The organism is Paenibacillus elgii NBRC 100335 (assembly GCF_004000865.1).
In the GTDB taxonomy this organism is placed as follows: domain Bacteria; phylum Bacillota; class Bacilli; order Paenibacillales; family NBRC-103111; genus Paenibacillus_G; species Paenibacillus_G elgii.
Genome location: NZ_BIMB01000008.1, coordinates 143003 through 157705 on the forward strand (window position 1 = coordinate 143003; position 14703 = coordinate 157705).

Consider the following 14703-nt stretch of genomic DNA (forward strand, 5'->3'; position numbering starts at 1 on the left):
GGAAGGTTTCAGGCGATGAACGCACCGTTGACACCACGGGTCATTAAATCGTTGTGCGGCGAGCTCTCCTACAAAAAGGGAGAAGCCTACTGCCGTGCCGGAAAAGTGGCCTTCACGCATTGCGATCCCATAGCTGCGAGCTACGAAGCGACGGTCGGCGGCGCCGACAGCTGTCGAGTGACTGTCGAAATCGGGCATGAATCGGAGGTCAAAGCGGCGTGCACGTGCCCCACCTTGGGCTCCTACGACAAATATTGTAAGCATGTCGCTGCGGTGCTGCTGTATATTCATGATATGGAGCTGGCCGGCAGCTTGCCTGTCGGGCGGCTTCGGCCGGAGGACGGATTATCTGCGACGCCTCTGTCAGGTGGAACGGCAGCAAGCGTTTCTGCGATTCCGGCGGGAGATCTTCGGCTCACGAACAGCGTGCTAGGACTATTCGTAGGCAAGCCGATGATTCCGACCGGTTCCCGGCCGCGCTTTGATACAAGAACGCAGCTTGAGGTGGAGTTTACTTGCACGCCCTTTGCTTACGGTTACCGGAAGTACATGTTCGGAATCGAGCTTAAGGCAGGGCCCAAACGGCTGTACATCGTACAGAACATAAGAGAGTTTCTGGAGCGGGTGGAACGGAGACAAGTCTACGTATTTACCAAGCATTTCACCTACGACCCGGAGCTTCACAGCTTTAAAATCGAGGACGACGCCATCTTGCGCCAGCTCGTCCAAATCTGCCGCAACGAGAAGCTGTACCGCGAAACGTCCAGTACGTATGCCGTTCAGCTCAACCGGCTGAGCGGCGAGCGGATACTGCTGATTCCTCCGTTCTCGTGGGAATCGCTGTTTCCCTTATTGGCGGCGGCTCCCTCCGCACAGCTTGAGCAGGGTGGCCGCATCTACGAGGGTGTTCGTATCTCCGACGAGCCACTCCCGCTTCGCTTCGATTTCGACCAAGCGCCGGGGGAAGGCTATCGCTTGGACGTCTACGGGCTGGACGAGATCATCGTTATGGAAATGTATGGGCTGGTGCTTGCCGAGGGGAAGCTGCTGAAGCTGCCGCCCGACAGCAGTCAGCGCCTCTCGGAGCTGAAACAAATGCTGGATTCGGCCCGCACGCGCCAGCTTCGGATTTCAGCGGATCAGATCGAGCCTTTCGTTGAGAAGGCGATTCCCGGTCTGATGAAGCTGGGAACCGTCCATGTCGCCCAAGCCGTGTCCGAGCAGATCATGCGCATATCGCTGAAGGCCAAGCTGTATTTGGACCGGGTGAGGGATCGGCTGCTCGCCGGGCTGGAGTTTCATTACGGCGATATCGTCCTTAACCCGTTGGAAGAGGGAAAAACGCAGCGCGGCGAAGGGCGAATCTTGGTGCGGGACGGGGAGAAGGAGCGGGCGATCCTTGAGCTCCTGGAGCAAAGCACCTTCGTCAGGACCGAAAGCGGCTATTTCTTGGATGGCGAGGATGAGGAATACGAGTTTATGTACCGCGTCCTGCCTCAGTTGGAAAAGCTGGTCGAGGTATATGCCACTTCGGCCGTGAAAGTAAGGCTTCATACCGGCCACGTTCCGCCGAAGATCCGGGTGGATGTGGACGAGCGGATCGATTGGCTGGAAATTAAATTCGATATCGACGGAATCCCGGAAGCGGAAATTCGCAAAGTGCTGAAATCTCTGGAAGAGAAGCGCAGATACCACCGGCTGCCGACTGGCGCGCTCCTGCCGCTGGAAAGCGAGGAGTTTCAGGAGATCGTTCGTTTCATGAACGAGATGGGCATCCGCCAAGCGGATGTGAAAGGAACGGAGCTGCGTCTGTCGGCAGTTCGCGGACTGCACCTGATCGATGCGCGAGAGCAGGGCCGTACCGTTAGCCTGGGCAAGTCGCTTCGCCGGCTCCTGGAAAACATGCGGAATCCGGACAATCTGGACTTTCCGCTGCCGGACCGTCTGGTCCCTGTGCTGCGGGATTACCAGAAATATGGGTATGGCTGGCTGAAAACGCTGGCCCACTACCGCTTCGGCGGCATTCTTGCCGACGATATGGGGCTGGGCAAGACGCTGCAGAGCATCGCTTTTCTCGTATCCGTTCTGACGGAGATTCGAGATCAGGGGCAGCCTGCACTGGTCGTCGCTCCCGCGTCTCTCCTGTATAATTGGAGGAACGAGCTGAACCGGTTCGCGCCGGAGCTTCGGGCCGTTATTGCCGACGGCAGCAGCACGGCACGCGCCCGTGTACTGAAGGAGCTATCCCATGCGGACGTCGTCATCACCTCGTACCCGCTGCTGCGCAGAGATATTGGACGGTATGCCGGGCATGCGTTTCATACGCTCATTTTGGACGAGGCCCAAGCGTTCAAAAACTATGCGACGCAGACGGCGCAAGCGGTGAAAGCACTCCGGGCCGGATACCGGTTCGCGCTGACGGGAACGCCGGTCGAGAACTCGCTGGAGGAGCTGTGGTCTATCTTTGACGCGGTGTTCCCCGAGCTGTTCCCGGACCGCAAAGCTTTCGGCGAGCTGTCCCGCGAGACCGTGGCGAAGCGCGCCCGCCCGTTTCTGCTGCGGCGGGTCAAGAGCGATGTGCTGAAAGAGCTTCCGGAGAAGATCGAATCGCTGCAAGCCTCGGAGCTGCTGCCGGAGCAGAAGAAGCTGTACGTGGCCTATCTGGCCAAGCTGCAAAAGGAAGCGCTGAAGCATCTGGATGCGGATACGTTTCAGCAAAACCGGATCAAAATTTTAGCGGGCATCACTCGGCTGCGCCAGCTGTGCTGTCATCCTGCGTTGTTCGTCGAAGGGTATACCGGAAGCTCGGCGAAATTCGAGCAGCTGCTGGAGCTGGTGGAGGAATGCCGGAGCGCCGGGCGGCGGATGCTGGTCTTCTCGCAATTTACCGAGATGCTGGGGCTGATCGGGCGGGAGCTCGGCTATCGGGGCGTTCCGTATTTTTATTTGGACGGCAAGACTCCGCCCGCCGAGCGCGTCGAGCGCTGCCGCCGATTTAACGAAGGCGAGCGGGACTTGTTCCTGATCTCCTTAAAGGCCGGGGGAACCGGACTGAATCTGACTGGAGCGGACACTGTTATCCTGTACGATCTATGGTGGAATCCTGCCGTGGAGCAGCAGGCTATGGACCGCGCCCACCGGATCGGGCAGAAGAAGGTGGTCCAAGTAATCCGTCTCATCACCCAAGGCTCGGTAGAAGACAAAATGCACGAGATTCAGCAGCGAAAGAAACATTTGATCGACGAAGTTATTCAGCCTGGCGAGGAGGGGCTGTCCGCTCTGACGGAGCGGGATGTCCGGGAGCTGCTGATGCTGGATTGAGCAGGCTTTTGCGATGGAACTTAGATGGAAGGCACATGAAAGGGACCCGACGCCGATGAGGCGAAGGGTCCTGTTTTATTGGGGGAGTACCAGCGTAGCTGTCACCAAGGGCAAAGTAGATGTAATTAAATAGGGAATTTAGGGATGACCTCGTTGTTAAAGGCAGTGGACCAAGTAACATTTTAGTTGACTATATAATTTCATTTTGCATATAATTAAATCACTTATTTAATTGGTAACTAAATTAATTGGTAATCTATTTATATTGGACACGAAGGGAGTTCGTCTATTATGCGCATGCGTGGATTGACCTATGACACAGGATTTCTAAGCGAAGGAATGAGCACACACCCCAACTTCGATGCGGCGAGAGTGTGCAGGGAGATGGAAATTATACGGCGCGAGCTGCATTGCACTGCCGTACGCGTGACAGGCGGCGATCCTGATCGCCTGGAGATCGCCGCGCAAGCGGCAGCGGCAGCGGGCCTCGAGGTGCGGTTTTCGCCGTTCACAAACGAACTCGACCAAGAGGAGCTGCTTGCCTTGCTTGCGGACTGTGCCTCGCGGGCTGAACGCCTCCGAATTACGGGGGCGGAGGTGGTCATAGTCACGGGTGCCGAACTGATGCTCTTTACCCGCGGCTTCTTGCCCGGCGAGACACTGCAGGAACGCCTTACGGCTTTGTCCGAACCGACGGCTAGCCGTGTTGTGTTCGCAAAACTACCTACACTGCTCAACGACTTTCTGGCACGTGCTGTAGACGTCGTGCGAGCCCGATTCGGGGGGCGCATTACGTACGCGGCCTTGCCTAGCGAACCTGTGAACTGGGAGCCTTTCGACTTCATTGCCGTCGATGCCTACAACTCCGCTGAGGTTACTCATCTCTATGCGGATTCAATCAAGAAGCTGGCCAGCTCAAACAAGCCTCTGGTGATCTCCGAGTTCGGATGTACGATCTTCAAGGGCGCATGCGATCTGGACGCACGCGGAATGTTCATCGTCGAGTGGGACGGTGCGCGTGCCGTTCGGCTGACAGGAAGTTACGAACGTGACGAGTCCGAACAGAGCCGATATTTCAACGATAGCGTCAACATTTTCGAAGAAGCTGGAGTCGACACAGCATTCTGGTGTACCTTTGCTTCCCACAACTTGCCGTACGATGAAGACCCCAATCAAGATTTTGATCGAGCGTCTTACGGGATCGTGCGGGTTCTGAAAGAAAGCCACGGCACGACTTACCCCGACCTGTCTTGGGAGCCTAAAGAAGTATTTTATACCATCGCAGCGCGATATAAAGTCTTAGAACAATAGTGACATTGCATCTGGAACTGATCTACAATACGATGTATTTTCCAAATGAATCCTTATATGGGAAGTGAATGGATTGTCGGATAAGCAGAAGAAAATAGCAGAGCAGTTAATGGATTCGTACTTCCAATCGCAGGTTGGCGGAAATATGATGCAGAATCGCTCGATATACAATCAAAAGCCAGGCGAGATCATGGTTCTCTATTTCATCAGCATGAATGTCAAGGATGATAGCCCGGGATTGATGGTTTCGGAAATAAGCGGAAAACTTAATGTTACTTCGCCAACGGTAACGCAGCATATCAACAGTCTGGAAGCACAGGAACTTGTCGAACGTCATGCCGATCCTGCCGATCGGCGAGTTGTCAGAATTCGGCTTTCGGATAAAGGTAAAAAGTATATCCAACGCATTAATGAGGCCCGCCTCAATATGTTTGTTGGTCTCGTTAATCATCTAGGGGAGGAAGAAAGCCTGCTCTTTGCCGAGATGATGAGAAAAGCTTCGGATTATATGCTCAAACAACAGGAATTTTATCTCCGGAGTTTTGAGAAATGAGTAAGCGTAGGCTGATAGCGTGAAGGCATTAAAGGCTTGCTAGGAATAGGAGGATTTTACATGAAATATACGGTTATTACGGGAGCCAGTTCAGGAATTGGGTATGAAACGGCTCTTGCTTTTGCGGCTCGTGGAAAAAACTTAATCATAGCAGCTCGCAGAACTGCGGAATTGGAAAAGTTAAAATCAAAAGTGGCTTACATTAACCCGGACCTGGATGTTATCATTCGAACTATTGACTTATCTGTACCTGCTAATGTTTATAAATTCTACGAAAGTCTCCAGGAATATCAGATCGAGACCTGGATCAACAATGCCGGGTTTGGAAATTTTGCTTCCGTTGAGGAACAAAATTTAAATAGAATGATGACGATGCTTCATTTGCATATTGAAGCTTTAACCATCCTATCCTCTCTTTATGTACGTGACTATGCAGATGTTGAAGGAACGCAAATCATTAATGTTTCTTCCGTAGGAGGATACCAAATTGTTGGCAATTCTGTGACGTACTGCGCGACAAAGTTCTATGTAAGTGCCTTTACAGAAGGTCTTGCACAAGAATTGAAAGAAAAAGGAGCTGCCATGCAAGTAAAAGTCTTAGCTCCTGCTTCAACTGAAACTGAATTTATTAAAAGTGCTTTCGATTTAGATGAGTTTAATTATGAAGGATTAGTTCCAAAATTTCATACAGCAAAAGAAATGGCTGGATTTATGTTAGATCTTTATGATGGGGAGAAAGTTGTTGGGATTGTGAATGGAAAAACGTATGACTTCGAATTAAAAGATCCGATTTATCCGTATCTGGCGAGGACAAGAACCTAGTTTTTGACTAGCTTTGCTGTCCCTGTTCTTTTACTCAGTCTAGCTCGATTTTCTTGCTTGTCTTTGTTCCAGGGTAAGAACATTGCGTGTGTAGCAGCGACGCCGTGCGCTCTGGGCAGCGCCCAACAACTGGCGTATCTTCACATTCATAATCTTCGGGATTTAACTGAACGCAGTGAAGCAATCATTTCTATTGAACTATCGGATACGATAGTTCAATCTCCAACTGAGACTAGGCTGCCTACATTGATCGGCAGCCTAGCTCCGTCTTTGACCATTGACGTAAACAACCCAACACGATAATTGAAGTTTTATACCATGAGCTTGCGAGTGGGTGTCAGCTACGCTGGCATTACCCCTTATTGGATGGACGATGGTTCCTTATCGGGCCGTTACATCGAAGTCCTGCTCAAAGATGATGCGCTCGCCGACCTTAAATACGGCGGTAAGCCGGTTGACTCCAGGCTGCAGCGGCTTCTTTAAAGATAGGTCATAAAGTGCGCGATACATATCGAAGGAAAACAGTAGTTCTTCCGACGCAACGGCCGCGCCGGCGAATGAATCGGATGGCGCATCGGAAGAGCGGTCATACACATAGATCTTTAACCGGTTGCCGACTTCGTTCTGCTGCGGACTTCCCGCATCGTAGCAAAGGGCGGATAGATGCAGAACGCTCCCTTTCACCTCGGTAGGCGGGTTAAAAGTGCCAAGCGTATATTCAGCAGAATGCAGCAACACCTCACTATGATTCGGCGTAACTTCGGTCGAAGCGCCGAATAGCATTCTCATCTCGTCAATCCTCAGATCAGGCGCCTTTTGATCCGTGGAAGCGACCGGAGCCCCCGATAAAATCACGCTTCGGCGGGGTTCGCCTTTCCACGAAATTACAGCTTTTTTCTCCCCGGTCTTAATTCGGAAGGAGTAACCCGAAGGATAGGCGAAGGTCCACCCGTTCTCCTGATCCGGACCCGAAACGGTGTATTGATACATGTTTGCCACAACACCCGAATGGAAAAACAGCTCGCTATCGCGCTCATATCCTACTTTCTTATCCCCGAACGTAAGCGTGTTATCTGTCTTGTATATAGCCCCCTTATGGCTGATCTCCCCGGAAATTTGCATATCCTGCTCGCGTCCCGGAAGCTGAAGCCGGTCACGGGTAGGGTTTAGGTTAATCCATGCGTTTCCAAGGAAGGTGGGAATTTGAAACCACCGTACTCCGTTGGGGGCCGTCCATGCGGCGAAGGCATGAATCTTTTGCGGGCCGAGAACCCCGTAGTTCAGCAGCTGAGTGCTGTCCGGATATTGGTAAAGCCATGTTTTATCCGACTGCAGAGCGATTTCGGTGTTGTCTGGCTTGGCGTCTTCCGGATCCGCGTATTTTGGATTGAACCAGCCTTTTCCTTCGTTTGCCCGGACATGATACCAGGTTCCTTCCGAGCTGCGGACCGAAGTTGCTTCGATTTTCTCAAGAACGGTCAACGACTGGGGAGCCGCTACATTGGGCTTACCGCTATAGGGAGACGGCGAAGGATACAGAGGCGCCGACTGCCACCTTGTGATCGTCTCGTTTGCTTCCGCAACAAACTCGCCGGGATAACGTGTCCAGCTTGTGCCGTCCGGGGTCTCCACTTGGTAGAAGCTACCTAAGGGAGTTTGGAATTCTCCCGTCTCCGTAAATATCTGATCCCGGATCTGCCGGCGGGAGGCTGAAGAATCCACCGAATGGTTCCACAGGGGAACGCTACTAAATTCGGCGGTCCCATAATATTTTTTCTTGGTATGGCTGTAGTAGGAGCCGATTTGCTTGAGCGGCAGCCGAATCCATTGGTCACCGAGCCAAGACGTGCGGATCTTTAGCCATTTTAATTCGTTTTCGTCATGCTTCGAACTGTAAAACCATTGCTTCTCCGCGCCGGCCACCTCCACTTGCTGAGGAGACAAAACGGCGGAAGGCTGGAGCTGGGTACCGGCTTTGGCATAGATCGGCGTATTTTCCATTAAGGTGATCTTGGAGGGAGGGGGCACGTCAATGTTCCCGGGTTCGGTCTTGATCCATCTATCACCAAAGGTCGTACGAATCTTCCACCAATTCGTCATTTCCGCCCATCGCGTTTCGGCTTCGATGACTTCAACCGTTTGCGGGGAGAAGGCACCCTCGGCTTTGTTCACCAGCGCGTTCGGAATGACATAATACGGCGTATCTTGAAGCAGCGATAATGTCCGAGGAATGCGAACGGCATCGGCAGGCTCCGTCGGGGTATCCGCATATTCCGAGGCGTACCCGTGAACGGCCGCGGCCAGCGACAGGCCTATTCCCAAGAGAAAGGCTAGAGTTGATTTATTGCGCATAGCACCGTCTCCTTATTCATTCTGTCAATTTGCTATAATACCATATTCTAGCAGCTTCATGAAGCGGAAGATACGTTTTATCGGTAAGTGGCGTCAGATTGATTGTAACTTTTTGACAAGGACTGCGTCTAAGTTCATATTTGCATCAAAAGAGCAGGAACGAGGAGATGACCTTTGTTGAAACGAATTTTCCTTACATGGCTGAGCGCACTGCTGATGTTGTCCATGCTGACAAGTACGGCGAAGGCGGAGGGAGGCACGGTTCAGGTTCGCATTGCGGGTTTTCCAGTGAAGGTCAACGGCCAAATCATCAATAACAAGCAGGTTGCGTATCCGTTCATAGTGTACAAGGATATCACTTATGTGCCGTTGAATTGGGACTTGATTCAAGAGTTTGAACTAGATGTCGATTGGAGCGAGCAAGAAGGTCTGAAGGTTTATAGAACTTGCTGCGCTACCTCTTATGGGAAGTACCCGGCGCTGGAAAAGAGTGGGCTTACGCAAAATCCGACGACCACAAACTCGCTCACCCGCTCCTATTCGGCGAAAGTGGCTTCTTATCCTATTCAAATATGGGGCCACCAGATTGATAACGGACAAGAGCCGTATCCTTTTCTGGAATTCCGCAATGTAACGTATATGCCGCTGACCTGGAAATTCGCCCATATGGCGCTCATGATGGATTTGCAGTGGAGCAGCGAGGAAGGCCTGGCCATTTGGAGCGGGCAGGACGCGGTGATGCGGCAAATCGTTTATGATGACGCCGAGGCGCTGTATATCGATGCCGGCCGGGGAACAGGCGGAATGCTCGTGATGCTGAAGGTGGACAAAACGTTTCAAACGCATCCGGTATGGCTCGACCCGCCGCAGGCCGATGCGATTCGCGTGAAAGCCAAGCAGGCGGCAGAGACGCAGGCCAGTGAAGGGAAAAGCGTAGTGATCCAGCGGGATGGTGATAATTTGTCGTACGCAGGGCTGTCGCTTGGACCGGTGCACGACGACGATAAAATCAATATGGGCGGAACCACGCTTCAAATCGAGGGGACGCTGTACGATATCGACAGTAGGCGGAAGCTGCTTGCCGTATATTCCTATTTCCCTCTGCCTGTGAAAGGCCCGCCGCCGCACAGCCGCTATCAGTTGTTCGCGATTATTGACGGAAGTGTACGCAAAGTCTCGAACTATCCTTATAAGCCGCAGCGCGTCCTAAAAAATAATGACGGCACGGTATGGATCGCGCGGGACTTGATGCCTTTTCGGGATGTTTATTATGGCGGTTCCGGGTTGTTGGCGCTGATGGACCCGGAAGGGAATATACGCCTTGCCAACGAAGTGTGGAACGAACAGGACGTTAGTCCGGTTGGGCTTGAAAGTCCCACGGGAAACGCGGCGGACCGTGACGGGCGGATGGTCGTACGGTTATACGGAAAGTCCTTTAAGGAAGAAAAATCCGTTATGTATCGGCCGAGAGGGCCGCGGCAGATGCCTATCGATCCGTTTGATGCGGACAAAGACGGCTTTTACGAGGTAACGCCGGAGCTGAAGCTGAAGCGTCTTGCGAAAGCTCCGGACCAGCAAGACGACCTAAAGCTGTATCGAGACAGCCAAGGCGATATCTACACGATTCACCGGTACAGCAATATGCTGACGAACTGGACCAAGAACCGCACCAAAACGTGGACGGATCTGGAACTGTTGAAATAAAAATAAAAAGTGCTTTTTGCGAAGTATGCCACCCTGTTGTCATACTTCTTTTTGTATACTAACCATAACAGTTAATCCAAAAAAGCAAAGGGGAATCACTTATGTCAAATGCCGTAACGATGTATGAGTACCATGCGTGGGCGAATCAGACGATGCTTAACCGGCTGAAGGAGCTTCCGCAAGACGTATACAAGCAGGAGATTGTAAGCATTTTTCCGTCCGTATCGAAGGCAATGGCTCATATTTATACCGTCGACAATTCATGGCTGGAGATCGTTACCGGCACAGAAATGAAAGATGCGTTGAAACCGGCGGAGCAAGTGATGAAAGAAGCGGAGAGGCAGAGCATCGAGGGGCTGGAGGCGATGTTCGCGGCTTTGTCTGAGCGGTATAGAGTATTCTTCAAACAGCAAGCCGACTTGGAAAAGGCGATTGTACTGGATAATCCGTATGCCGGAATCCGGGAAACCCGTTTATCCGAAATCGTTATGCAGGTCGTGAATCACGGCACATACCACCGCGGCAATATTTCGGCGATGCTGCGTCAGATGGGGCATGCCTCGGTCATGACGGAGTATGCCTTGTTCTGGTATCAGAATCGAGCCTGAGGCAGGCTTGCCTGCTGCCAAGCCGTATCATGAAGTTTCATAAACCTTCGCAACTTTCCTGTCTGCCGCGCGTCTGTTACAAAAACAGGAAAGGATTGACATTGGATGAGGAAAGCCTTGAGGAAGCTTGCCCTGGTATGGGCCGTCATGCTGCTGATGCTGCCCGCCACAGTGAAGTATCCCGTCGCCGCTTACGCTGAGGAGCCCCAGAGAAGCTTCGTGATTATCGGTGAGACGGACCTGTACGCTCGGGAGGGAGGCGGAGGCCGTTCGCTAGGCTCGATTTCGCCGTATCAGAACGTGCTGCTTGCGCCTGGCGCGCCATTCAATTTATTCGATGAGCGGAAGCCGGAGGAATGGCTTAAGGTGCGGACCTGGCTCGGAGACCGGTGGATTCGTGACGACGAGAGAGTGCTGTACGGGACCTACGAGGAACGGAAGAAGACGCATACACTCATCGGCACCACACGGTTGTTCGACCGCCCTGACGTCGAGACGGACACGGGGCAGTCGCTGGCCCCTCAGGAAATTGTGACTATCGCAGAGCTTCGTTACGGACCAAAATACGTGATCAAATCGCCGAGAGCTCACATACAATCGGGCATATGGTACCAAGTGGAAACAACATGGATGGGGCCGAAATGGATTCATAGTCCTGCTCTTATGGAGAATGTTTATGCTAAATCCGTCGATTATGATCTGAAGCTGTCGGGAGCCGAAACCGCCTATGAAGTTCCGTATGATGGCGAGGGGAAAGGGGAAGTGGTGGAGCCGGGCATCGTTCACGCCATCTCCAAATGGCAGTATTCGCCACAAGCTTTCTTCGTCTTCACCTGGTACAAGGTCCAGCTTCCTCAAGGCGAGCGGTGGATCAAGCCTAAAAATGAAGTGCTGGAAGATTATAAAGCGCTGAACGAGCCTGTGAAGCTGACCACCAAAACGCGATATTTTGAGGATAGGATGTCCAGCTTCGATCGAACTCGCTGGTTGGAGCCGGGAGCTTATAAAGCCGTGCAGAATGTAGGCGAATGGACACAGCTTGAAACGCCGGCAGGCTTGAAGTGGGTAAATCTGAAGCGGGCGTTATTGGAGCGGCCCGAGGGCATCGTACCGACTGAAGAGATGGTGAAGCTAACGGAGAAGACACAGACGTATTATTTTCCTGCAACTGGCGAAATGTGCCACATCGAAGGCTTCTTTTCCCCGCAGGAGGTTCAGGCGTTCGAGAAATGGACGTCGCCGGAAGGCGCGGTCTGGTACCATATCAAGACATTTAGCGGCACCGAGTGGGTGAAGCAGTAGGCGGCGGGTTTCCCGGCTGCGGTTCGATGAATGAGAGAGCAACATAACAAAAACCGCCTTGTGCTATAACTAGGATGAGCAGGGGAACCTGTTAATCGAGCATGAGGGGTTGGAAAATATGGGGAAATTGCAAGGCAAGATAGCTTTGGTGACAGGCGCAAGCCGGGGAATCGGACGCGGTATCGCGCTGCGTCTCGCGCAGGAAGGGGCTCTGGTCGCCGTACATTATGCCAAGAACCGGGAGGCGGCCGAAGAGGTCATTCGCGAGATTTGGGAAAAGGGCGGGGCGGCTTTTGCGGTTGGGGCGGATTTCAAATCGGCCAACGGCGTATATGAACTGATGGGAGCCATGGATGAAGCGCTGCGGGCACGTACGGGGGATAACTGCTTCGATATTCTCGTGAACAATGCCGGAATCGCGCAAACCGCCTTCATTGAGGATCTGACGGAGGAGCTTTTTGAGGAAGAGATCGCCATCAACGTCAAAGCGCCGCTGTTCCTTATCCGGGAAGCTTTGCCCCGGCTGAACGACGAGGGGCGCATTATCAACATCTCGTCGTCTGTAACGCGGATGGCTTTTCCCAATCTGCTCGGCTACAGTATGACCAAAGGAGCAATCAATACGATGACCTCCACCTTAGCCAAGCAATTGGGAACGCGTAATATCACGATCAATGCGATCATGCCCGGAATAACGGATACGGATATGAACACCGCAACCTTGCAGGACCCTGCGGGGCGGAAATTTGCCGCCGGTCTTTCGGTCTTTGACCGGTGGGGGCAGCCGGAGGATCTTGCGGACGTCGCAGCTTTCCTCGCTTCTCCCGACAGCCGGTGGATTACCGGCCAGTGCATCGATGTCAGCGGGGGTACGCATCTTTAAGCAATAAAACAAGCCGGTCCAACACGTCAATCCGTGTTATGACCGGCTTACTATTTTTAAGCTCCGGCTTGCTGAAGCTTCCGTTCTTGCGCCAGGCGGTGGGAGCGGGTGATGCCAAGGGAAGCGGCTGCCGTCAATGCTGCTACGACGACGCCTGCCGCTCCGATCCAGCTTATGGAGGTCAGCGAGGCCTGTTGTACGACGACACCGCCGATCCCCGCGCCGGCCGCCATGGCAAGTTGAAGCACCGAGCTGTTCAAGCTAAGCATAATGCCGGACGCTTCGGGAGCAAGCGTCATTAAATAGTACTGTTGGGTAGGACCCGACGACCACGCGGAGAAGGCCCATAGCATGAGAAGCGGGAAGACGGCTGCCGGGGAGTGGGCGGCTAGCGACAGCAGGATGAGAGACACAGCATGAAGAAGCATGCCTCCGATCAGCGTACGAGAGACGCCCCATTTGTCGGTGCCGTAGCCTCCGAGCTTTGAGCCGATCAGACTGGCGATTCCGAAGGCGAACAGCCCTGCGCTCACGCCTTGCTCGCTCATGCCGGTCACCGTGAGCAGGAACGGCGAAATGTACGTGTAAGCGATCGAATAGCCGGAAATCCAGAAAAAGGTGACAAGCAAAGCAACGGCGATTCGCGGCTCTTTGATCAGCGCGAGCTGTGTGCGAAGCGGTACCGGTTCCTCGCCGTCCGTCTGCGGAATCGTCCAGGAGACGGCCAGAATGGCAAGCAGTCCAAGCACGCCGATTCCGGCAAAGGTTATCTTCCAGTCGTAAACGGAGGCGACGACCCTCCCGAGAGGGACACCGACGATCAGGGCGGTGCTGAAGCCCATGACGAGCGTCGCGATGGCACGTCCTTGTCTCTCCGGCGGGGCCAGCTTGGAAGCGACGGTCAAGGCGGTCACGACGAATACTCCGGTGCTAAGCGCGAGAATGATCCGGGAAACGATCAGAAATTCAAATCCCGGCAGCAACACGGCCATCCCGTTTCCGACGACGAAGACACCGAGAGAATAGAGCAGCAGCTTGCGCCGCTCCAGACGGGCGGTCGCCGCCATAAGAATAGGGGTCCCAAAAGCATAGGCCAGCGAGAATACGGTAATGAGCTGACCTGCAGCGGACACCGGAACCCCGATATCCGACGCAACTTTATCCAAAATCCCGGCGATAATAAACTCCGACGTGCCGACAAGAAAACTGACGACGGCCAGCATGTAAATTTTCCACGTGCTTGACATGATGATAAATACTCCTCTCTCCACTCCATTATTTTTATATTTCTACAAATATAGAAATAAAACCGAAAAAAAAACTACTCCAGCAAATACGGCGCATACTTCTGGGCGATTTCGCGATTCACGCTGTAATAAATATACGTGCCGTCCTTGCGGAGCTTGAGCAGGCCGCAATCCGTCAGCTGCTTCAAATGATGGGACAGCGTCGAGCCCGCAACGCATTCGAGCTTGCTCCCAATATCCGAGCAGCACAGATTCCTTTCTTCCGTCAGCAGCAGGGCGATTTTAAGCCGGGTCGGTTCTCCCAGAGCTTTGTATATTTTGACAGCTTGCTGCAGTTCCGCGTGATTATGCTCCATCGTAGCCTCATCCTTGCCCGTGTATTATTTCTATATGTATCGAAATTTAAAATAGCATACCTATCCGCAAATGTAAATAGGCAATTTGACCATAGAAGCGGACTACATGCCGGTGCCGGAGTGGAAACGGAAGAAGGATGGTCACGAAAATGTCGGATTTATTGGGAATTTGCTCCTCCAGCATCAAATGTTATTACAGCGCTTACAATCATTTAATATGTCCATGAAATCTTTTGTTTGGCCA

Annotated in this window: 11 protein-coding genes; 8 read left to right on the forward strand and 3 right to left on the reverse strand. The window is 52.9% G+C overall.

Features of this window, described 5'->3' with window-relative positions; genetic code table 11:
- Positions 1-15: 15 nt before the first annotated feature.
- From PEL01S_RS08550 to PEL01S_RS08565, 4 genes are all read left to right on the forward strand, one after another.
- Positions 16-3321 carry a DEAD/DEAH box helicase gene (locus tag PEL01S_RS08550; protein WP_127460021.1) on the forward strand — a complete coding sequence of 1102 codons (3306 nt, stop codon included), beginning with the start codon at positions 16-18 and terminating at the stop codon, positions 3319-3321.
- A gap of 291 nt (positions 3322-3612) precedes the next feature.
- The gene (locus PEL01S_RS08555; RefSeq protein ID WP_127460022.1) at positions 3613-4632 is read left to right on the forward strand and encodes a glycoside hydrolase family 113 protein; all 1020 of its coding nucleotides are present in this window, start codon (positions 3613-3615) and stop codon (positions 4630-4632) included.
- A 64-nt stretch (positions 4633-4696) separates the two neighbouring features.
- Positions 4697-5185: a MarR family winged helix-turn-helix transcriptional regulator gene (locus PEL01S_RS08560; protein WP_255320086.1), complete on the forward strand. Its 489-nt coding sequence runs from the start codon at positions 4697-4699 to the stop codon at positions 5183-5185.
- 60 nt (positions 5186-5245) lie between these two features.
- On the forward strand, positions 5246-6007 hold the full coding sequence (locus tag PEL01S_RS08565; protein WP_127460023.1) for an SDR family NAD(P)-dependent oxidoreductase: 762 nt from the start codon (positions 5246-5248) through the stop codon (positions 6005-6007).
- Between the two features lie 381 nt (positions 6008-6388).
- On the opposite strand, the gene PEL01S_RS08570 is transcribed toward PEL01S_RS08565, so the two are convergent.
- The gene (locus PEL01S_RS08570; RefSeq protein WP_127460024.1) at positions 6389-8359 is read right to left on the reverse strand and encodes a hypothetical protein; all 1971 of its coding nucleotides are present in this window, start codon (positions 8357-8359) and stop codon (positions 6389-6391) included.
- Between the two features lie 177 nt (positions 8360-8536).
- Between PEL01S_RS08570 and PEL01S_RS08575 the strand changes: the two genes are divergently transcribed.
- From PEL01S_RS08575 to PEL01S_RS08590, 4 genes are all read left to right on the forward strand, one after another.
- Entirely contained in the window at positions 8537-10063 is a 1527-nt protein-coding gene (locus PEL01S_RS08575; RefSeq protein WP_127460025.1) for a hypothetical protein, read from the forward strand.
- Positions 10064-10164: 101 nt separating this feature from the next.
- Positions 10165-10671, forward strand: a complete 507-nt coding sequence (locus tag PEL01S_RS08580; protein WP_127460026.1) for a DinB family protein — start codon at positions 10165-10167, stop codon at positions 10669-10671.
- Positions 10672-10788: 117 nt separating this feature from the next.
- Entirely contained in the window at positions 10789-11973 is a 1185-nt protein-coding gene (locus PEL01S_RS08585) for a hypothetical protein (protein ID WP_231884812.1), read from the forward strand.
- 118 nt (positions 11974-12091) lie between these two features.
- Positions 12092-12856: an SDR family oxidoreductase gene (locus tag PEL01S_RS08590; protein WP_063184617.1), complete on the forward strand. Its 765-nt coding sequence runs from the start codon at positions 12092-12094 to the stop codon at positions 12854-12856.
- Positions 12857-12912: 56 nt separating this feature from the next.
- Here the strand turns inward: PEL01S_RS08590 and PEL01S_RS08595 are convergent, their stop codons facing one another.
- Complete coding sequence (locus tag PEL01S_RS08595; protein ID WP_063184616.1) at positions 12913-14103, reverse strand: MFS transporter; 1191 nt, start codon at positions 14101-14103, stop codon at positions 12913-12915.
- Positions 14104-14177: 74 nt separating this feature from the next.
- Entirely contained in the window at positions 14178-14459 is a 282-nt protein-coding gene (locus tag PEL01S_RS08600; RefSeq protein ID WP_063184615.1) for an ArsR/SmtB family transcription factor, read from the reverse strand.
- Positions 14460-14703 lie beyond the last annotated feature (244 nt).